The organism is Cyclobacterium sp. 1_MG-2023, from assembly GCF_030546805.1.
In the GTDB taxonomy this organism is placed as follows: Bacteria; Bacteroidota; Bacteroidia; order Cytophagales; family Cyclobacteriaceae; genus Cyclobacterium.
Map to the genome: position 1 here is coordinate 115,226 of NZ_JAUOPC010000011.1, position 19,637 is coordinate 134,862.

At 39.3% G+C, this 19,637-nt stretch carries 13 protein-coding genes; 7 read left to right on the top strand and 6 right to left on the bottom strand.

The window, feature by feature from the left end; all coding sequences use genetic code 11:
* Positions 1-59 precede the first annotated feature (59 nt).
* The 6 genes from Q4534_RS17370 to Q4534_RS17395 all read left to right on the top strand — a co-directional run bounded on the left by Q4534_RS17370 (position 60) and on the right by Q4534_RS17395 (position 7,539).
* The gene (locus tag Q4534_RS17370; RefSeq protein ID WP_303614419.1) at positions 60-1,397 is read left to right on the top strand and encodes an NAD(P)/FAD-dependent oxidoreductase; all 1,338 of its coding nucleotides are present in this window, start codon (positions 60-62) and stop codon (positions 1,395-1,397) included.
* A 5-nt stretch (positions 1,398-1,402) separates the two neighbouring features.
* Complete coding sequence (locus Q4534_RS17375) at positions 1,403-2,947, top strand: 4Fe-4S binding protein (RefSeq protein WP_303614420.1); 1,545 nt, start codon at positions 1,403-1,405, stop codon at positions 2,945-2,947.
* Between the two features lie 2 nt (positions 2,948-2,949).
* The gene (locus Q4534_RS17380; protein WP_303614421.1) at positions 2,950-4,416 is read left to right on the top strand and encodes a cellulose synthase family protein; all 1,467 of its coding nucleotides are present in this window, start codon (positions 2,950-2,952) and stop codon (positions 4,414-4,416) included.
* A 64-nt stretch (positions 4,417-4,480) separates the two neighbouring features.
* Positions 4,481-5,161 carry a glycosyltransferase family 2 protein gene (locus Q4534_RS17385; RefSeq protein ID WP_303614422.1) on the top strand — a complete coding sequence of 227 codons (681 nt, stop codon included), beginning with the start codon at positions 4,481-4,483 and terminating at the stop codon, positions 5,159-5,161.
* A 152-nt stretch (positions 5,162-5,313) separates the two neighbouring features.
* Entirely contained in the window at positions 5,314-6,195 is an 882-nt protein-coding gene (locus Q4534_RS17390) for a hypothetical protein (protein ID WP_303614423.1), read from the top strand.
* 12 nt (positions 6,196-6,207) lie between these two features.
* The gene (locus tag Q4534_RS17395; protein WP_303614424.1) at positions 6,208-7,539 is read left to right on the top strand and encodes a carotene biosynthesis protein; all 1,332 of its coding nucleotides are present in this window, start codon (positions 6,208-6,210) and stop codon (positions 7,537-7,539) included.
* Between the two features lie 27 nt (positions 7,540-7,566).
* Here Q4534_RS17395 and Q4534_RS17400 read toward each other — a convergent pair whose 3' ends face one another.
* The 4 genes from Q4534_RS17400 to nirB form a co-directional block, all read right to left on the bottom strand.
* Positions 7,567-8,244: a response regulator transcription factor gene (locus Q4534_RS17400; RefSeq protein ID WP_303614425.1), complete on the bottom strand. Its 678-nt coding sequence runs from the start codon at positions 8,242-8,244 to the stop codon at positions 7,567-7,569.
* Positions 8,245-8,261: 17 nt separating this feature from the next.
* A complete protein-coding gene (locus tag Q4534_RS17405; protein ID WP_303614426.1) occupies positions 8,262-10,079 on the bottom strand; it encodes an ATP-binding protein in 1,818 nt (605 codons plus the stop codon).
* A gap of 225 nt (positions 10,080-10,304) precedes the next feature.
* Complete coding sequence (nirD, locus tag Q4534_RS17410; RefSeq protein WP_303614427.1) at positions 10,305-10,688, bottom strand: nitrite reductase small subunit NirD; 384 nt, start codon at positions 10,686-10,688, stop codon at positions 10,305-10,307.
* A 45-nt stretch (positions 10,689-10,733) separates the two neighbouring features.
* The gene (gene nirB, locus Q4534_RS17415; protein WP_303614428.1) at positions 10,734-13,232 is read right to left on the bottom strand and encodes a nitrite reductase large subunit NirB; all 2,499 of its coding nucleotides are present in this window, start codon (positions 13,230-13,232) and stop codon (positions 10,734-10,736) included.
* Positions 13,233-13,394: 162 nt separating this feature from the next.
* On the opposite strand from nirB, the gene cobA reads away from it, so the two are divergent.
* Complete coding sequence (gene cobA / locus Q4534_RS17420; RefSeq protein ID WP_303614429.1) at positions 13,395-14,153, top strand: uroporphyrinogen-III C-methyltransferase; 759 nt, start codon at positions 13,395-13,397, stop codon at positions 14,151-14,153.
* A 183-nt stretch (positions 14,154-14,336) separates the two neighbouring features.
* Here the strand turns inward: cobA and Q4534_RS17425 are convergent, their stop codons facing one another.
* Both Q4534_RS17425 and Q4534_RS17430 read right to left on the bottom strand, forming a co-directional pair.
* Positions 14,337-15,767 carry a rubredoxin gene (locus Q4534_RS17425; protein ID WP_303614430.1) on the bottom strand — a complete coding sequence of 477 codons (1,431 nt, stop codon included), beginning with the start codon at positions 15,765-15,767 and terminating at the stop codon, positions 14,337-14,339.
* Between the two features lie 221 nt (positions 15,768-15,988).
* Positions 15,989-19,510, bottom strand: coding sequence for a nitrate reductase (locus Q4534_RS17430; protein WP_303614431.1), 3,522 nt, complete (start codon positions 19,508-19,510; stop codon positions 15,989-15,991).
* Positions 19,511-19,637 lie beyond the last annotated feature (127 nt).

Here is a 19,637-nt window from a genome sequence, read left to right on the forward strand (position 1 = left end):
TAGCAAAGCATCGCCTAAATAAGCTTTATCATGGAATTTAGAACGTATCGTTATTATATATGGCAGGTCAAATAGTAATATTAGGAAACGGTATTTCGGGGGTTACCTGTGCACGGCATATTAGAAAAATTGACGATCAGGTGAAAATCATTATTGTTTCCGGGGAAACGGAACATTTTTTCTCTAGAACTGCTCTAATGTATATTTATATGGGGCATATGAAATACGAGCATACCAAACCCTATGCAGATGATTTCTGGAGTAAAAACAGGATAGCACTTAAATTTGGCTGGGTAGATAAAGTGGATTTTGCAAATCGACATTTGAACTTTGATAATGGAGAAAAGCTTGCCTATGACAAATTGATTCTTGCCACGGGTTCCAAACCAAACTATTTTGGCTGGCCGGGACAAGATTTAAAAGGTGTGCAAGGCCTTTATAGTTTGCAGGATTTAGAGCTTATGGAAAAGCGTTCTCCAAAAATCTCACATGCCGTAATTGTAGGAGGAGGACTGATTGGTGTAGAAATGGCGGAAATGTTTTCTACTCGACAAATTCCTGTTACATTTTTGGTAAGAGAAAAGCATTTTTGGGCCAATGTCCTACCTCCTGAGGAATCAAAATTAGTAGGAAGACATATCAAAGAACATCATATTGACCTGAGATTTTCAACTGAATTATCAGAAATAATTGACAACGGAAAGGGAGAAGTTAAAGCAGTAAAAACATCTTCCGGTGAGCTTATTCCCTGTGAATTTGTAGGATTAACTGCCGGAGTACGACCAAATATAGATTTCCTTAGAGATTCTGAGCTTAAAACCAATAGAGGGATTGTGGTGAATAGAAAATTTGAAACCAATATGCCCCATGTTTATGCCATAGGTGATTGTGTTGAATTTACAGAGGCTCCCGGGCCGGATAGGAAGATAGTTGAACAGGTTTGGTATACCGGAAGAATGCATGGCGAAACGCTGGCTTATAACTTGACCCATGAAAAGCAAGTGGATTATAAACCGGGGATTTGGTTTAACTCTGCTAAATTTTTTGATATAGAATACCAAACCTATGGTTTTCTACCTAGTGCTTGGACCCATGATAAATGGTCTTTTTATTGGGAAGATAAGGAAGGGAAAATAGCCCTTAGGTTGTTATTTGATGAAGCAGGACGCATCCTTGCTGTCAATGCATTTGGCTGGAGGATGAGGCATGCTTTCTTCGATAAAGCAATTAAGGAAGGCTGGCCTGCTGATAAGGTTCTTGAAAAACTGGGGGAGGCAAGTTTTAATCCTGAATTTTATGACAGTTACCACAGAGAAGTGCTCAAATCCTACAACAAGGAAAAAGGGAAAGCGGTAAAACTGCCTAAAAAATCAATGTTTCAAAAATTATTTGGTTAAAATTTATGAATATTCTACAGAAGATTGGAGTACTCCTTACCTTAATTGGGTTGCTGTTTTTTACCATTATCCCATTTTTAGGTAGCTACAAATTGGATGAGGAAACAACCATAAAAAACACAAAAGAAATCCATACCGAAGCCATGGTAGAGGTGCTTCAGCCCATGTTTGGGAAACTGTATACTTCTAATCTTTCTTTTATCAGTTCATTTAAAGATCATTTTAACAGCTATAATGAGGAGTTGAAAGCCAATCAGGAGTGGGACAAGGTCATATGGGATGATTATACATTCACCTTAACCAAGGCAGCATCTATGGGACCGGTCAATGATTCTCCTTTACTTTATTTGATGGCTTCTATAGGGCTAACTGTAATAGGGGGATTGTTTTATATCCTTCCTCTTTATCGGGGAAAGCCTTCGGGAATAAAAAATGATGGAATATTTTTCTCTTCCATGATGGCAAGAGGCTGGTTGGGTATGCTTACCGGATCATATTTGATACTATTTTATATTATCCTGTACTGGTTTCCGGAATACCTAACCAATCTGGTTTTGATGGTAGATCCATTGAGCCAAGCATTGTCAGGAGGGCCTGCCAGTCAATGGTTTTTATATGGATTTATTTATTCATTGGCCATAGTGGTGATGGGGCTTCGCATGTTTAGGAAATACAAAGGGAATAAATATCAAATGATACGAACCTCTTCTGTGATGTTTTTCCAATTGTCATTTGCCTTTTTGCTTCCTGAAATATTGGTGCTTTTAAACAAGCCATGGCACGACTTTAAAAATATTTGGCCCCTGGATTATTCTTTTTTCTATGAATATAGAATTGAAGGAATGTTAAATTCCGGCGCATTAGGAATGTTTATGCTTATCTTTGGTATATTATTAATCGTAATAGGAGTGCCCTTATTTACCTATTTGTATGGAAAGCGTTGGTACTGTAGTTGGGTATGTGGTTGTGGTGGACTCGCTGAAACATTGGGGGATCCGTACCGTCAACTTTCAGATAAATCGCTTAAATCTTGGCAAATTGAACGGTACCTAATTCATGGAGTATTGGTTTTTGCTGTTGTCATGACGGCATTAACTATCGTCAATTATTTTATGAGCTTTGAACTCTTGGGGCAAGCTACCGAGCAAATTCATTCAATTTATGGCTTTGCCATAGGTTCGATCTTTGCCGGAGTGGTTGGTACCGGATTTTATCCTTTTATGGGGAACCGAGTGTGGTGTAGGTTTGGTTGTCCTTTAGCCGCCTATTTGGGAATGGTTCAAAGATTCAAGTCCAGGTTTAGAATTACCACCAATGGTGGACAATGCATCTCCTGTGGCAATTGCTCTACCTATTGTGAGATGGGTATTGATGTCAGGTGGTATGCCCAAAGGGGACAAAACATTGTCAGATCCTCCTGTGTGGGCTGCGGAGTATGTTCTGCGGTATGCCCTAGAGGTGTATTGAAGTTGGAAAATGGAAAAGAAGAAGGAAGGATCAATGATATGCCCATTATTATTGGTAATGACTCAGTTAAAGCAAAAGTATAGAAATGTTGATTAATTTGTCTTTGGTAATATATGGCTTGGCCATGTGTTTTGTATTGTTTTATAGTTTTGCACAGGCCAATTTATTGTGGCATTTTTTCAAATTTAAGGATAGTAAAATGCCTATGGCATCCCTGGATGACAAAGGTCTTCCCAAGGTGACGGTACAGTTGCCTGTTTTCAATGAAAAATATGTGGTTGAGAGGTTGATTGAAGCCATCGCATCCATGCATTACCCCAAAGAAAAACTGGAAATTCAAGTTTTGGATGACAGTACTGATGAAACAGTTGACATCATTAAGAGCTGTTTGAAATCATTTCCTGAAGTAAACTTCAAATATATACATAGAGCGGATAGACAAGGATTTAAAGCAGGGGCTTTAAAAGAAGGTTTGGAAGTTGCTGAAGGAGAGTTGATTGCAATTTTTGATGCTGACTTTGTACCGGATCCTTATTTTTTGTTGAAAACAGTGGGGCATTTTAAGGATGAAAAAGTGGGTATGGTTCAGTCCAGGTGGGGACACTTGAATGAAGACTATTCACTTTTCACTCGTTTACAAGCTTTTGCTTTAGATGCGCATTTTATGGTAGAGCAAATGGGTAGGAATGCACAAAAGGCTTTTATCAACTTTAATGGAACCGGAGGCATATGGAGAAAATCTTGTATTCTGGATGCTGGAGATTGGCATGCAGATACCCTCACAGAAGACCTTGACCTGAGTTATAGGGCACAACAGAAGGGTTGGGATTTTATCTATCGACCTGATGTGGTGTCACCGGCAGAACTTCCACCTGTAATGTCTGCCATCAAGTCACAACAGTTTCGCTGGACCAAAGGTGGGGCAGAATGTGCCAGAAAACATTTGGGACATGTACTGAAGGGCTCTTTTCCCTTAAAAGTGAAAATCCATGCAACTGCTCATTTACTAAACTCCACCCTTTTTATCGCCATTTTATTGGTTAGTTTATCAAGCATCCCTGTTTGGTGGGGCTTTTATCAAGGACTTATTCCTTTGGAATACTTTAAACTTGCGGCCTTCTTCCTTTTTGGTTTTGTGATCATTGCCTCGGTATACTTTTTTGCCAATCTAAACCTTAGTCATTTCACTATAAGAAGTTTCCTTAGATTTTTATGGGAGTTGCCTGTCTTTCTGGCTGTTTCAATGGGGCTTTCTGTCCACAACGCCCAAGCCGTATGGGAAGGTTTGACCGGTAAAAAATCACCATTTGTTAGAACCCCAAAATACAATTTGTCAGGAAAAGGGCGCAACTGGGTAAGCAATACTTATAACCAATTGAAAATTCCTCCTACAGCCTATTTAGAAGCCATCTTGGCCATAGTATTTAGTGTGATGGTAGCGGTCTCTCTATATACTGGCACTTACGAAATGCTTGTGTTTCACAGCATGCTGGCCATAGGATTTAGCTTGGTAAGCATAAGTTCATTTAAAAGCTACCTGATTCATCCTTGAAAATTAGCATTAATTCCAAAACTACCTACTTATCAGGTTCAAATATAAAACACATATTCATTTTATGTTGATAGACGTTGTTATTCCGGCTTTTAATGAAGAAAATGCTATAGGCAAAGTTATTGCAGAGATTCCGGATATTGTTCGAAATATTATTGTGGTGAATAACAACTCCAATGATGATACAAGAAAAGTGAGTTTAGCCGCTGGGGCAATAGTTTTGGATGAACCCCAAAAAGGTTACGGCAAAGCCTGCCTTAAAGGACTTGCCTACCTTGACGAATTGAAGCAATCTCCTGAGATCGTGGTTTTTTTAGATGCGGATTACAGTGACTATCCTGAGGAAATGCTTACTATTGTGGAGCCTATCATTCAAAATAATGCGGATATGGTCATTGGCTCTAGGGCAAAGGGAAGCAGGGAAAATGGTTCCATGACTTTACCTCAAATTTTCGGAAACTGGTTGGCAACAAAATTGATGTTTAAGTTGTTTAAGGCTGATTTCTCAGATTTGGGTCCCTTTAGAGCCATTCGTTGGAACAAGCTAAAAGCCCTCAAAATGCAGGATGAAGATTATGGATGGACCATAGAGATGCAAATCAAAGCTGTGAAAAAAGGATTGACCTTTACAGAAGTACCGGTAAATTATAGAAGAAGAATTGGTGTATCGAAGGTCAGTGGGACAGTTAAGGGAGTATTTGGAGCCGGATATAAAATACTCTGGACCATATGGAAGTACCGGTAAAATGCTAAATTGGTTCTTCTTGCTGAATGCACACTTGCTCTATATTGACCCTGTGGCCGTCAGAAATAAAAGTTGCAGGAAAGGGCTAGTAGTAAGGTTCATCTGAGGTCAATTGGTTTATTTTCATTAAATTATACCTAAAAGTAAGTCATATGAAAACTTGTATCGCTGTGTTCTTAATTTTTCTAGGTTTTGCTTGCAACAGACCTCAAAGAGAAAATGTGGATTTTAAGGAGTGGGGAGATTATTGGTTTCAGGGAAAAGCTGAAATCAATAGCTATAAACTTACACAATACCGGTATGGAGAAGCTAGGGAAGGGGAGGCCGTACTAATTTTTGTAACCGAGGATTTTTCAAGGAAGAAGCATTTAAAATTGGATGCTCCTAATGAGGCAGGTAGGGACAAAATTTCAGTGTTAAAAATGAACCAAACCAGAACGTTTGTTACGGGTATTTACCCTTACCACATGATGTTATCTGCTTTTACACCCACTAAAGAAGCTTCTCAAGGATTGAAGTTTACGGCTTCCTCGCAGGAATGGTGTGGGCAGTCTTTCACGCAGATAAATTTAAAAAGTGGCAATGACTACAAGGGTGAACTGTTTAGTTATTTTGAGGAGGAGGGTGAAAAATCATTTTCTATTGAAGGAATTATGGAGGATGACTTATGGAACTTAGTAAGGATTAATCCAAATCAAGTGCCAAAGGGCAGTGTGATGATGTTACCTTCCCTAATCTACCAGCGCTTCAGTCACAGGGATTTTATCGCAGAAGAAGTTTTTATTCGAACACTAGATATAAGTGAAAATAGAAGTCAAGTTGAAGTGACTTATAGTTCAGGAAATCGTGTATTGAGGATCAATTATGAAAAAGAATTTCCCTATCAAATTTTGGGTTGGGAAGAAGAACATACCAATAAAAATGGTGATAAAGAGGTGACAAAGGCAGAGCGAAAAGGAACAAAAGTTATTGATTACTGGAACAGAAAGGCAGGCGAAGACGAATTTCTACGTAATGAATTAAAACTTGATTGATAACAAATAAGAATGTTGAAAAGCTATTTCGCAATTTTTATTTATGCCTTGGTCATTATTGGAATGGGATACTTTCTGCCTCGTTCTGCTTTTGTACCACAGTTAGCTTTGTTTATTGCAGGTTTTTTATCCTATCTAATATTGGTTTATCAAGTTAAAAAGCTTAATTATTCCTTTATTTGGATTGGCGCTTTGGCTCTGGGCTTGCGTTTGCTGCTTTTAGGAGCAGAGCCGGTGCTCTCTGATGATTTTTATAGGTATTTTTTCGATGGCCATCTGGTAGGAAAAGGAATTAATCCTTATGCTGCCTTACCCGAAGATTGGTTTAAAAGTGGTGTATTAGTGAGCAATGGTTATTGGCAATTGCTGCTGGACAAAATGAATTCCCCACAATATTTCTCGGTATACCCTCCTTTACATCAGTTGTTTTTCTGGATGGCCACTTGGGTTGGAGAGGATATTTTCCTAAATATAATTTCTTTAAGAAGCATAGTGCTCCTTTTTGAGATGGTCAATCTGTGGTTGATAAAAGAAATTTTATCCCGGCTGCAAATCCCGGCTTACAAATTGGCTTGGTATGCTTTTAACCCATTGGTTATCATAGAGCTCACAGGAAATCTTCATTTTGAAGGCATGGTATTGACCGGGTTGCTTATGGCATTGTACTTTTATGGAAGCAAGGATGAGAAAAAAACGGCTTTGGGTTGGAGCATGGCAGTGGGTATCAAATTAAGTCCATTACTTACTGCACCCATATGGGCAAATGCTTGGAAAAAAAAGAATTTCATTAAGTTTTCCTTAATGACCGTCATTCTGTTACTGTTGTTTTTCGCTCCTTTACTCGCTAGTGGGCAGCTTATGAATTTTTATGCTAGTTTTCGGCTTTACCAAAGTAGTTTTGAATTCAATGCTTCTTTTTATTATCTGTTGAGATGGTTTTCAGGTTTTTTTATAGATTATAACCCTATTGGAACTCTTGGGCCTAGCCTGAATATTCTTGCAGCTATCAGCTTATTGATCATTGGTTTCACCAACAAGGAAATCAACACAGGAGGCTTGGCGCGTAATATTGTATGGATGTATTTAGTATTTCTATTGCTTCAAACAACGGTGCATCCCTGGTACCTGATACCTGCTTTAGGAGTAAGCCTTTTTACTTCAAATTATATTTTTGTTGGATGGAGTGGACTGGTTTTTTTATCCTATCATGCTTACGCAGATGCGAGTTACAAAGAAAATTACCTGATCGTAGCTTTAGAGTATTTGTTATTATTGGCTTTCTTTCTCTATCAAATTAAATCTTTGAGGAAAAAGAAAATCCCCCTTTTAAATCGGTTCGAGTAGCAAAAGGTACCCGGAAACTCAACCATTTTACCCTTCAATATGTGCTTTTAACCCGGGTTCATCGTCAATTTTTTTAAGCAACTCCACCACATTATTTACTTTCAGTTTCTTCATTATATTGAAACGGTGTGTTTCTATGGTACGAATACTTTTACCGAGTTGGGCTGCTATCTCTTTATTTCCAACGCCATTGGCAATCATTTTAAGGATTTGTTTCTCCCTTTTTGTGATATCATAATCATTGGACAGAGGTTTATTTTGGTTGGCCTTTTTGGTGTTGATATTTAAGTAATTATTCACCAAAACCTGGCTTATGTCACCACTAAAATACTTCCCACCCTGCTGTATGGTTTTGATGGCTTTTAAAAATTCCTCCTTACTAGTGTCCTTTAACAAGTATCCTGAGGCGCCACATTCTATGGCTTGCAGAATATAGTCTTCATCATCATGCATGGATAAAATAAGAATTTTGATAGCATCAGGATTTTTGTTTAGTTCCCTTGTAGCCTCCAAGCCATTCATCTCAGGCATGCGAATATCAATGATTAGCATGTCGGGATTTAATTTTTCTACAGTCGTTATAGCTTCTTTCCCATTAGAAGCTTCGCCTACAACAATAATTTCTCCTTCATTTTCCAGAAGGTTTTTGATTCCGCTCCTGACCACTACATGGTCATCTGCTAATACAACTTTTATTTTTTCCATTTTTAGGTTTATATTGTTTATTCTAAAGGGATGTTTATGCTAATGCTGGTTCCTTTGCCTTCATTAGAATGAATTTCACAATCACCATTGATGAAATTTGCCCGCTCCCGAATGTTGAAAATTCCATGTCCAGAAGTAGAAAAGTGCCCTTTTTCTTCCAATTTATTGATATCAAAGCCTTTGCCATTGTCTGCAATTTCTAAGTTCAGGTATTGAGAATTGTGGGTTAGGGTTATCTTTACCTCACTCGCCTCGGAATACTTGATGGCATTATTCACAGCCTCTTGGCATATCCGGTAAATGTTATTTTCTATTTTTCCTTCCAGTCGGGTCAAAAACCCGGTTTTATTTTCAAAGATTACTTTGAGGTCAGATATTTTGGTGATCTCTCGGGCGAATTTACTTAAAACAGGAACGATACCATAATCAGACAAGACACTTGGTGTAAGGTTAAATGATATCCTTCTTACTTCTCTGATTACATCTTTTAAAAGATCTTTTACCGTCTTTAGTTTTTCCTTTTCTGTATTGATTTTGACGGAGTGAATGGCTTCCAAATTAAACTTCATCGCAGATAGCATTTGACCAATACCATCATGCATATCTCTGGATATTCTTTTGCGTTCTTCTTCTTGACCTTCAAGGATAAGAGCTGAACGGAATTGTTGCTCTTTGACCTTTTTTTCAATCTTTTCTTTATTTATTTCTCGAGAGATGGTTTCAGCTTCTTTTTTCTCGGTTTTATCAGTACTTATCATAAGTAACTGATTGGGTGTTCCTTGGTTGTCTTGCGTGGGAATTAAATTAATTTTGAGCCATACAAAGTCGCCTGCTTCATTGACCACCCTGATTTCACCTGTCCAGGGCTTATTGTTTAAGATCATTTTTTGGATGTTTTTCAAATAATCTTCACCATATCCCTGGTCTTGCATCCAATTGAAAATGTTTGAAGGGCGTTCACCTTCAAACTCCATTACGGAAATAAATTTTTCCGAAAAGTCTATAAATTCTCCGGTGACTTCACATTTCGCATATAAAGTAAAATCTTCTACAGCAACTTCCACTTCTAATAGATCTTGATAGGCCTGTTCCAAGGAGGCATATAAAGTACTTAGTTCTAAGGTGAGTTTTTTTGCCTTTCTTTGAGAGTTGTCTTGTTCTTCAAAAGTTTTTCTAATGCTTTTGGCGGAGGGGATAAAGATAAAAAATACCTCAAATAAGATGACAGCTAAAGATAAAATTAGCAGGAGTCCTTCAATATTTTTCAGGTTCATGACCCTTATACTTGCCTCTTTATCGTATTGAAAAACAATCTTATCCATTCCTTTTAGGAAAGTGGCTTCATGGGCAATAATAACTTCTGTATTTTTTAAAATTTGATCTTTGGGACTGTCAATGTTATTTTTTAATAATCGTAGGATCTCCTCTGCGGCAACTACAATGGTGTCAAAATCTGAATTGATACGGTTAAATAAGTCCTTTACTTCAGCACTGTTTTGTGTTTTTACTCCTAGGGAATCAATACCTAATTGGAGGGTGAAGTGTACGGCCTTCCATTCATTCAATGCCTCTTCCAATTCCTTTACCCTTATAAAATCATTTGAAGAAGGGGAAGGTTTGGTCAATAAGAGTACACACTTGCTGATCTTCTGGCTAAGCATTCTCTGCCTACCGGATAAGTTAATAATTCGCGAATCATTTTCTTGTTCACTGATGAACTTTTGAACCAATATTTGGCTCAATATGATGCTGAGTGCAATGGCACTCAAGGCGACAAGATAATACTTGCCTAGCTTTTTGAATTTAGGTTTTTTGGACGTATCCTGACTTTCCATAAGTGGTTTAACTGCTTAAAAGTACGTAAAACCACTTAAAAATCCCATCCTGTATACGAAAGAAATATTAGGTAATCACAAGGCATGGGTTAATTTCTTGAGCCGGGTAGGGGTTAAGGTTGTATTTGCCTGATTGATGTGTTTTTCCGTATCATTTCTATAAATGGCTCAAAAATGATTTATGAAAATGGGGATAAAGGGAGGCAAAATTTTTCATGAAATGCCTTAATCCTCAAAACCGACATAAACATATCCATTTTCGACCTTTACAGGGTAAGTTGCTATGTCACAATAATCTCCATTTAAATTCTTTCCCGTTTGAAGGGAAAATGTTTTTTTATGAAAGGGACAGGCTACTTTCGGTTCATTTTTTTCGGATCCTATCATTCCTCTTGATAAGGCCATTTGCATTTTGTGTGGGCAGAGGTTTTGACAGGCATACCATTCACCCCGTCTGCTAAAGTTATAAATGGCAATTTGTAGGTCTTTGTATTTTACACAAGCACCTCCATTTTCAGGAAAGGCAGAAACAGGTGCCGCCTTAAACCAAGTGGAAATTTTGGTATGGTCTGTAGTTTTGTACTTTTCCAGAAGTGTTGTCGTTGTCATTGTATAAAAATTAGGTTTAAAAGAAATTTTATTTTGGTAGGTATATTACCCCCAGCTCACAGGCGCCTTTTGTCCTCGAACTTCATTGAAGGCTACTTGAGGATCGCCTTGGTCATCGTTTACAAAATGCTGGAATTTTGCCCTTAGTTTTGGGTCGTTGACCACTTCTTTCCACTCACAGGCATAGGTTTCGATTTTAAAGGCCATCTCTCGCTCTAGTTCCTCGCCAATATTGAGGGAATCGTTGACCACCACTTCCCGCAAGTAATCTATTCCACCGTCCAGTTTGTTAAGCCAAGTAGCGGTTCTGGTTAGAGGGTCGGCTGTTCGTATATAGAACATCAGGTAGCGATCTATGTATTTTAAGCAAGTGGCACTATCCACATCATTGATTAGTAGTTTTGCATGCTGAGGTTTTGAACCTCCATTACCTCCTACATAAAGGTTCCAGCCTTTTTCAGTGGCAATGATACCGAAATCCTTGCTTTGAGCTTCTGCACATTCTCTGATGCAACCGGAAACGGCGCCTTTTAATTTATGCGGAGATCGCAAACCACGGTACCTTTCTTCCACCTCTATAGCGAAGGAGACGGCATCTTGAACCCCATAGCGACACCAAGTAGAGCCTACGCAACTTTTTACAGTTCTCAGTGATTTGCCATAAGCATGTCCACTTTCAAATCCTGCATCAATAAGCTCTTCCCAAATATCGGGAAGTTGATCTACCCTTGCACCAAACATGTCTATACGCTGACCACCGGTTATTTTGGTATAAAGCCCGTATTTCTTAGCCACCTGAGCTATTACCATTAATTTTTCAGGACTAATTTCTCCACCCGGAACCCTTGGGACCACCGAATAGGTTCCACCTTTTTGGATGTTGGCCAAATACCTGTCATTGGAATCCTGAATGGTGTCTTGTTTTGTAATAAGTTCATTCCAAGTGCTAGCAAGGATAGAAGCCACAGCAGGCTTACAAGTTTCACAGCCATCGCCGGTCCCATACTGATTCAAAAGTTCATCATAGGATTTAATTTCTTTTATTTTCACAATGTCCAATAACTCTTGTCGGGAATATTCAAAGTGCGCACAGAGTGTGTTTTTGACCTGTTTTCCCATTGCTTTTAATTGACTCTTCAATAGGTCATTTACCATAGGAATACAGCCGCCGCAGCCTGTTCCTGCCTTGGTACAGGCCTTTATTTCATCAAGTTTTGTAAGCCCATCCTCTTCAATGATTTTACAAAGGGCTCCTTTGGTAACATTTTCACAAGAACAAATTTGTGCCTCAGCTGGAAGATCGCTAACTCCGGCACCCGTCGATGCTTTACCTCCTCGAGCACCAAGAATAAGGTCCTCAGGATTGGGAGGCAAAGGCATATTGTTTTGGGTCATCTGTAAGAGCATACCGTAGGCAGATGCCTCACCTACCAATATTCCTCCCAGTAAACGCTTGCCATCCAATGAAATATTGATTCTTTTATATTCTCCTGAGTTTTTATTATGGTATACAATAGGAGTGGAAGGTTCATTGATCCCAAAGGCATCTCCGAAACTGGCCACATCAATCCCTATGAGTTTTAGTTTGGTAGACATGTCGTAGCCAAGGAAGGGTTTGACCTTATTACCGGTAAGTTGATTGACCACTTGGGTAGCCATTTCGTAACCCGGTGCAACAAGCCCATAAATCATGTTCTGGACGGAGGCCACCTCTCCTATAGCAAAGATGTCTTTGTCTTCAATGGTTTGAAGATATTCATTCACCACCACTCCGCCACGTTCAGCATAGGAGAGTCCACAGGTTTTTGCCAATTCATCACGGGGTTTAATTCCCGCAGAAATGACCAACATTTCTATCGGTAGTTCCGAACCATCCTTAAAATCAAGTCCGGATAATTTTCCGTTTCCTTTGATTTGTTGGGTGTTTTTATTGAGATGAATACTTATACCTAAGTCTTCAAGTTTTGACTTGAGGAGTGAGGAGCCTGCTTCATCGAGTTGCCTGGGCATTAGGCGAGGGGCAAATTCTACTACATGGGTTTCCAGCCCCATGTCCCTTACGGCCTTTGCTGCCTCAAGCCCTAAAAGCCCTCCGCCTATAACTGCTGCTTTTTTAACATTTTTGCCAAAATCTATGATAGCTTCAAGGTCTTCCAAGGTCCTGTATACAAAAACGCCTTTCTTTTCTACGCCGTTAATAGGAGGGACCATTGCCCCTGATCCGGTGGCTAAAATTAACTTGTCATAAGGTACCTCTGTTCCTGTGTGACTAATAACTTTCTTTTCTTCCCTATTGATCTCTGTTACTAGTTCATTTCTACGTAGTACGATGTCGTTTTCCTCGTACCATGACGAAGGTGCCAACAATAGATCTTCAGCAGTGGACCCAGTAAAATAATCACTTAGATGAACCCTGTCATAGGCAGGCCAATGCTCTTCTCCGAAAACAGTGATTTTAAAAGCCTTGTCAGGATCGGCTTGCCTTAGTTTCTCACAAAACTTATAACCTACCATGCCATTTCCGATTACTACTATCTTTGTCATACTGGTATTTTTTACGTTGGAAGATTGCCTTTCTAAGTAGTTTCTTACTCGTATTTCATTTAAATCAAGCGCTAAGTTAAAAGTAATTTTTTAAAATACGTATAATTACGTAAAAAATTACTTAAATTTGTTTTCATAAATAAGTAATAAAACTGAATAAAGATGAGCTCAGCCAAATTATCCATAGTGGGAGCAGGACCCGGAGATCCTGAATTGATAACCCTAAAAGCCATAAGAGCTTTAGAAAATGCCGATGTGATATTATATGATGCCTTAGCAAATGAGGCTTTATTAGACCATGCTCAGGAAAGCAGCTTAAAGATTTTTGTAGGAAAAAGGGCCGGCCAACACTCCCGTAAGCAAGAAGAAATAAATAGCATGATTGTCAATTGGGCTAAAACCGGAAGTCATGTAGTAAGACTTAAAGGAGGTGATCCTTATGTATTTGGTCGGGGTCATGAAGAACTTGAATATGCTGAGAAACACGGAATAGAAACTACTTATATTCCCGGGATTAGCAGTGCCATGGCAGTGCCGGGCCTTGCAGGAGTGCCACTTACCAAAAGGGGAGTCAATGAAAGTTTTTGGGTGGTCACAGGGACTTTAAAAGACCACAGTACTGCCAAAGACTTGTATTTGGCGGCCCAATCTTCGGCCACGGTAATTATCTTAATGGGAATGAAGAAACTTACTGAGATTGTAAGCCTTTTTGCTGGATACCGAGGAAATGATGAACCCATTTGTTTGATTCAAAATGGAAGCAAAGCGGAGGAGCGCTTTTTATCCGGAGACTTAAAAAGTATTCTTTCCCTGCAAGAAACTGCGGCTTTGGAGTCTCCGGCAGTTATCGTAATCGGGAAGGTGGTTAAAGAAAGGGAACTTAAGGAAAGACTTACTCAGGAAATGAGGATGGTTAAGTAAAATCCCTTTACCCAGCCAATGGGAAAGGATTACTTAACCATATTTCCGGTTTAACCCGAATCAGGAAAAGGATAATCCGGGCAAGGTAAAATGATGAAATTAATTTATTATTTCATAACAGACATCATCATTTGCTTGTAAATCTACTTTACGCGAGAAAGTATAATTAGCCCGGAGATAATTTCAGCTTTCAATAAATTTGAATGCGGATTTGGGGCTGTCGCAAATTGGGCAGGTATAACTGTCGGGCAATTTGATAAAGGAAGTGTAAGGCTCAATATCGGATTCCGGGTCTCCGTATTTTTCATCGAAGACAGAAAGACAGTTTTTACACTGGTATTTTTTATTAATTTTCTTTACTTCTGAAGCTTTAGGGTCGGTAAGTTCTTGTGTTTTTTGCAGTTCAAGTTGGTCATAATATTTATAACTCAACTCTATCAATAAAGGTGGAAGCGTTTCTAAAGGAACCTGTTTTACGAAGTATAGGTATTCAGAAAGGTTTGGGTTGAATTTTTTTGAATAAAGAATATTGAAGGTATCAGGGTCATTTTCTTTTTCTTTTTCCGCTTTTTCTATGGCAACGGTAGTAAATAAAGACATGGGTTTCGTCTTTATGGAAAAGCTCAGACCATAAGTACTGATGTCTTGCTTGTCTAAAGCGCGGACAAGGTAATTTTTCAGTTCAAGTGCTTCTTCATCAAGTACCGGTATGTGCCAATTTAATTCAATGGAACTGTGTCTTATATTTATGCCGAATTTACCCAATAGTTTTTCCCAGCTGAGCCTGTCTTTTTCAGCTATACCTTTTACTATAAGGGATTTCCAAGGTGTCAAACATATTTTCCCAATATTGGTCTTGATACAGAGTTGACAAAGAGCAATTAAAAATGCAATTGAAAATTTATTGTTTCTCCAATAAAGTCCCAACCAATACTTGCCGCCAACAATACGGTTCATGCCCTCATAATAAGGTGTAGTGCCTTCAGGATAATCCAATTCCTGTTCCATCTTTTGAAGGTCGGGTTGGACTTTATTTATGACTTGTTGATAAATTTCTTCGTATTTCAAGCGCTCTTCAAAAGGAGCTAAGGCTTCAATTTCTTTGGCTACTTTTGCCAGGTCATAACCATATATTAGCTCAGGTGCACACCAAGGTTTGGTATCAACTTTTGAGAAATTTAAATATAAATACCAATAATTTTCAACAGGAGAAGCCACAAAGTTAATATTTCCGGTAAAAAGAGGTACCAGACTTTGAACAGGATCCGTAATGTTTATTTTTAGCTTGGGTTTGTAATCAAAAGTATCCAATACATAATGATAGGTATGGGATGCCAGCCAATGGGTAGTAGGCATAACATCCACAGCAGGATAGGAGGAAACAATATTGTGATACTCCTCTCCGTCAGTATCGAATGGGGTGTCAATCGAATTAAAGGTATGGTTTAGGGATTCAAGGTTTTTATTTTTCAAGGGGAATAAAACATCCTGACGGGAACCTAAGTGAATATAGCTGGTGCCGAGAGCCTGAACAGTTTGGATCATTTTCAGGAAATCTCCGGGAGAGATTATTCCTCCTTTAACAAATACTCTGACTAAATCTGCTTTTTGCATTTTGATTTTTATTTTTTGGGCCTTTAAAATATGCATTTATGCCCTGCTCAATTCAATTTGGTGTAATTTGCTTTGGTCCTTAAAATTCAAGCCTCATTATTGGCTGAGGTTAAACATGTTTTCTTTTCAAGTTGCCGTTGCATTGTAAATTTATAGGCTTTCGCTCAATTGTCAAGGTAATTCTTTTTGACCCGAATGCCGGAAGAAAGATGTACAATTGTCTATACCTGAATGCTAACCATCAGTGCATCATCTAAGATTTCTTTGACCTCAGGCTTGCAGCTCCCACATCCCAGTCCTGCACCGGTTTGCTGGCAAAGGGCCCTAAATTCCTTGCACCCGGATTGTATGGCTTTTGTTAGATTTCCTTTTCCAACTTGCCCACAGGAGCATACCACTTCTCCGATGACTTCTTCTTTGCTTGAACTGCCTCTAAGGAGTTCCTGCCGCTTGCTGGACAATTCAGTTTTTTCCTCAATTAATTTTTTGAATTCGGCAAATTCAGACTTATCCCCCATCAGAATTGCGCCCACCAAGCGGTCTTTGTAGACGATGCATTTTTTATAATAGGTTTGAGCAGAATCTATCAAAAGTATTTCTTCGTAACCTTCAGCATTGGCCGGCTTTTCCGGAATGCCTATGGAGCAGAGATCCAGATCCGCAAATTTCAAAATATTCATGGGAACACTGCCCTTGTAACTGCTGAGCAAATCACCGGTTATGTATCTGGAAGCTGTGTCTGCTTGAGATTCAGCCGCGGCGGTTATTCCATTGAGCTTGCCTTTATGTTCAGCAATTTCTCCCATGGCAAAGATATCAGGGTCACTGGTCTGCAGGTAGTCATTTACTTTTAATCCCCTACCACAGATTAATCCCGCTGATTTTCCCAATTCTATATTAGGTCGAGTCCCGATGGCATAAACCACCGCATTGCAAGCGATACTTTGCCCACTTTTGAGGTTTGCAGTAATGTTTTTATTGTCCCCATGAGACTCCAATAAAGACAGTTGATTGTTCATAAACAGCTGTACGCCCATTTCTTCCAGTCTTTCTCTTAAAAGTGAACTTGCCAAAGGATCCAATTGCCTTTCCATTAAGCGGGAACCCAATTGGACGATGGTCACCTTCATGTCTATTTCTCTAAGTGCTGCAGCCAATTCTAAACCCAATAAACCTCCTCCTGCAATAAGTACATGGCCTTTATAGTTTAAATATTTTTTTAGGTCATCTGCATTTTCTCTATTTCTCATGGTAAATACACCAGGTAAATGCATGGGAGCATCCGGCGGTACGAACGCCCGACTACCCGTAGCTAATATGAGCGTTCCATAATGATGAACTTTACCTTTTTCATCAGTAACTGTTTTATTAGATCGATCTATAGATTCTATACCATTTTCCACAAACAGTTTAATGTTAAGCTTGTCCATTGCTGCAGGTGATTTGAATTTTAACAAATCATTCCAGTTTTTATGTGCATTTACATAATCGGGTAGTAAAACCCTGTTGTAAAATGGATGCTTTTCTTTAGAGAACACATGGATTTCATCTTCCTGATTGAATTCTCTGTAAGAATTAATGAAGCGATAGGCTGCAGCTCCGGCCCCTATTATCACGATCTTTTGTTTTACTGTTTTATACAGAGCCACCTGTACCACCGAATACTTAAAATCGGGTTGCTTAGAAACCGGATCCATGGTGTTTCCTGTCAAATTATTGGCCCTGGCAAAATCGTTACCTAATATTTTCCCCCAGTGCATGGGCATAAACACCATACCCTTTTTAATTTTATCAGTAAGCTGTGCATGTATCCTAACTTCTCCTCTCACCCCTGATACCAATACGGTATCTCCTTCTTTTATGCCTCTTTCTTTGGCATCATCCGGATGAATTTCTAAAAAAGGACTGGGGATATGGCTGTTTAATTTATTGACTTTTCCGGTCCTGGTCATGGTGTGCCACTGGTCTCGAATCCTACCTGTGGTTAAAATAAGCGGGAATTCAGGCCTTGGTTTTTCATAGCTGTTTTTCAGTCCTGAAGTTAAAATTTGTGCACGCTGGTTAGGCGTATAGAATTGGTGATCTGTAAATAATCGTTTGGTGCCACCTTGGGCCTTATTTAAAAATGGCCATTGGACAGTGCCCTGCTGCTTCAAATAGTCATAATCTAAACCGGAGATGTCAATGTTAGTGTTTTTTGTCAACTGGCAATATTCGGCATAAACTTCAGCCATATTACTGAAGTCAAAACCGGGAAAATTCATTTTTTTGGCAAACCGAATCAAGATTTCTGCATCCGGAAGTGCTTCTCCCGGGGGAGTCTTGAATGGGCTGAGGTGACTTATTCTTCTTTCAGAATTGGTCATGGTCCCTTCCTTCTCACCCCAGCCTGCTGCAGGAAGTACTAGGTCGGCATAGGGTATGGTTTCATTCTTATTAGAAATATCCTGTACCACCACAAACCTTGCTTTTTTTAGGGCTTTTTCTACTTTTCTAGCCTCGGGCATGCTCACCAAAGGGTTGGTACATATTACCCATAGCGCTTTAATGGAACCATCTTCTATGCCCTCAAATATTTGTGTGGCAGTTTTTCCCGGATTGGCTGAAATATTATCCACGCCCCAGAAATCTGCCACTTCCTTGCGGTGTTCAGGATTGCCTAAATTCTTGTGGCAAGCCAACAGTGTAGCCATTCCACCTACTTCTCTACCACCCATCGCATTGGGTTGCCCTGTTAAACTAAATGGTCCCGATCCCGGTTTCCCAATATGACCTGTAATTAAATTTAGGTCTATTAATGCCAGGTTTTTGTTCACCCCATCCGCACTTTGATTAAGCCCCATGGTCCAGAGTGAAAGAAAAGCTTTGGCATTGCCTATATAGGAGGCGGCCAGTTTTATGTCTTCTATGGGTACACCACATATTTCTGAGGCCTCTTCCAAAGTAGTTTTCATTACCTGATCCTTATAAGCATCAAACCCATCTGTATGGTTTTTTATAAATGCCAGGTCAATGTCACCCTGTTCAATAATACACCTACCAATTGCCAAGAAAAGAACTTCATCCGTACCGGGGTGAAGTTGCAAGTGGAGATCAGCGATGGAACAACTTTGGGTGGCCCTTGGATCTGCAACAATTATTTTTACCTCAGGATTTTCTTCCTTATGTTGCTCTATTCTTCTCCAAAGAATGGGATGGCACCAAGCGGGGTTGGCACCGGCTACAAAGAAGCAGTCTGCCAATTCTATGTCATCATAGGAGATAGGTACACTATCTTCACCCAGCGTTTTGATATAGCCCATAACAGCAGAACTCATGCAAAGCCTTGAGTTGGTGTCAATATTGTTGGTTTTCAAGAAACCCTTAGTGAGCTTGTTGACAAGGTAGTATTCTTCAGTTAAACATTGACCGGAAACATAGAAGGCGACCGCATCCGGTCCGTGCTTTTCTATGATGGATTTAAAAACTGCACTTGCCCTCTCTAAAGCTGTGTCCCAATCCACTTTTTCCAGAGGATGGGATTTTCCCCAACGCATTTGAGGTTGTAATAATCGGTCAGAATCATCTGCTACTACATAGTTTAAATTCATTCCTTTGGAACATAGCATTCCCTTGTTTACAGGATGGTCCGGATCTCCTTTTAGGCTGATTTCACCTTTCTTATCTTTATTAACAATGACCCCGCAGCCTACCCCGCAATAGGAGCAGGTACTTTTATAACTTAATTCTTCCTGAGTTGACATAGTGAATTGGGATTGAATTTTGCTTTTTATCACGGCTGGTCTTTAAAATTTCTTTAGTATTAATAGATGAGCCCTTACAAATAGTTGATAAAAAGCAGGTAATTACTGGAGATTCTTAAAGAAAGGA

Bases quoted from the DNA above. Each gene is read 5' to 3' on its own strand.
- Q4534_RS17430 (WP_303614431.1), bottom strand. From the start codon at position 19,510: ATGTCAACTCAGGAAGAATTAAGTTATAAAAGTACCTGCTCCTATTGC.
- Q4534_RS17395 (WP_303614424.1), top strand. From the start codon at position 6,208: ATGTTGAAAAGCTATTTCGCAATTTTTATTTATGCCTTGGTCATTATT.
- Q4534_RS17375 (WP_303614420.1), top strand. From the start codon at position 1,403: ATGAATATTCTACAGAAGATTGGAGTACTCCTTACCTTAATTGGGTTG.
- nirB (WP_303614428.1), bottom strand. From the start codon at position 13,232: ATGACAAAGATAGTAGTAATCGGAAATGGCATGGTAGGTTATAAGTTT.
- Q4534_RS17405 (WP_303614426.1), bottom strand. From the start codon at position 10,079: ATGGAAAGTCAGGATACGTCCAAAAAACCTAAATTCAAAAAGCTAGGC.
- Q4534_RS17390 (WP_303614423.1), top strand. From the start codon at position 5,314: ATGAAAACTTGTATCGCTGTGTTCTTAATTTTTCTAGGTTTTGCTTGC.
- nirD (WP_303614427.1), bottom strand. From the start codon at position 10,688: ATGACAACGACAACACTTCTGGAAAAGTACAAAACTACAGACCATACC.
- Q4534_RS17385 (WP_303614422.1), top strand. From the start codon at position 4,481: ATGTTGATAGACGTTGTTATTCCGGCTTTTAATGAAGAAAATGCTATA.
- Q4534_RS17380 (WP_303614421.1), top strand. From the start codon at position 2,950: ATGTTGATTAATTTGTCTTTGGTAATATATGGCTTGGCCATGTGTTTT.
- cobA (WP_303614429.1), top strand. From the start codon at position 13,395: ATGAGCTCAGCCAAATTATCCATAGTGGGAGCAGGACCCGGAGATCCT.
- Q4534_RS17425 (WP_303614430.1), bottom strand. From the start codon at position 15,767: ATGCAAAAAGCAGATTTAGTCAGAGTATTTGTTAAAGGAGGAATAATC.
- Q4534_RS17400 (WP_303614425.1), bottom strand. From the start codon at position 8,244: ATGGAAAAAATAAAAGTTGTATTAGCAGATGACCATGTAGTGGTCAGG.
- Q4534_RS17370 (WP_303614419.1), top strand. From the start codon at position 60: ATGGCAGGTCAAATAGTAATATTAGGAAACGGTATTTCGGGGGTTACC.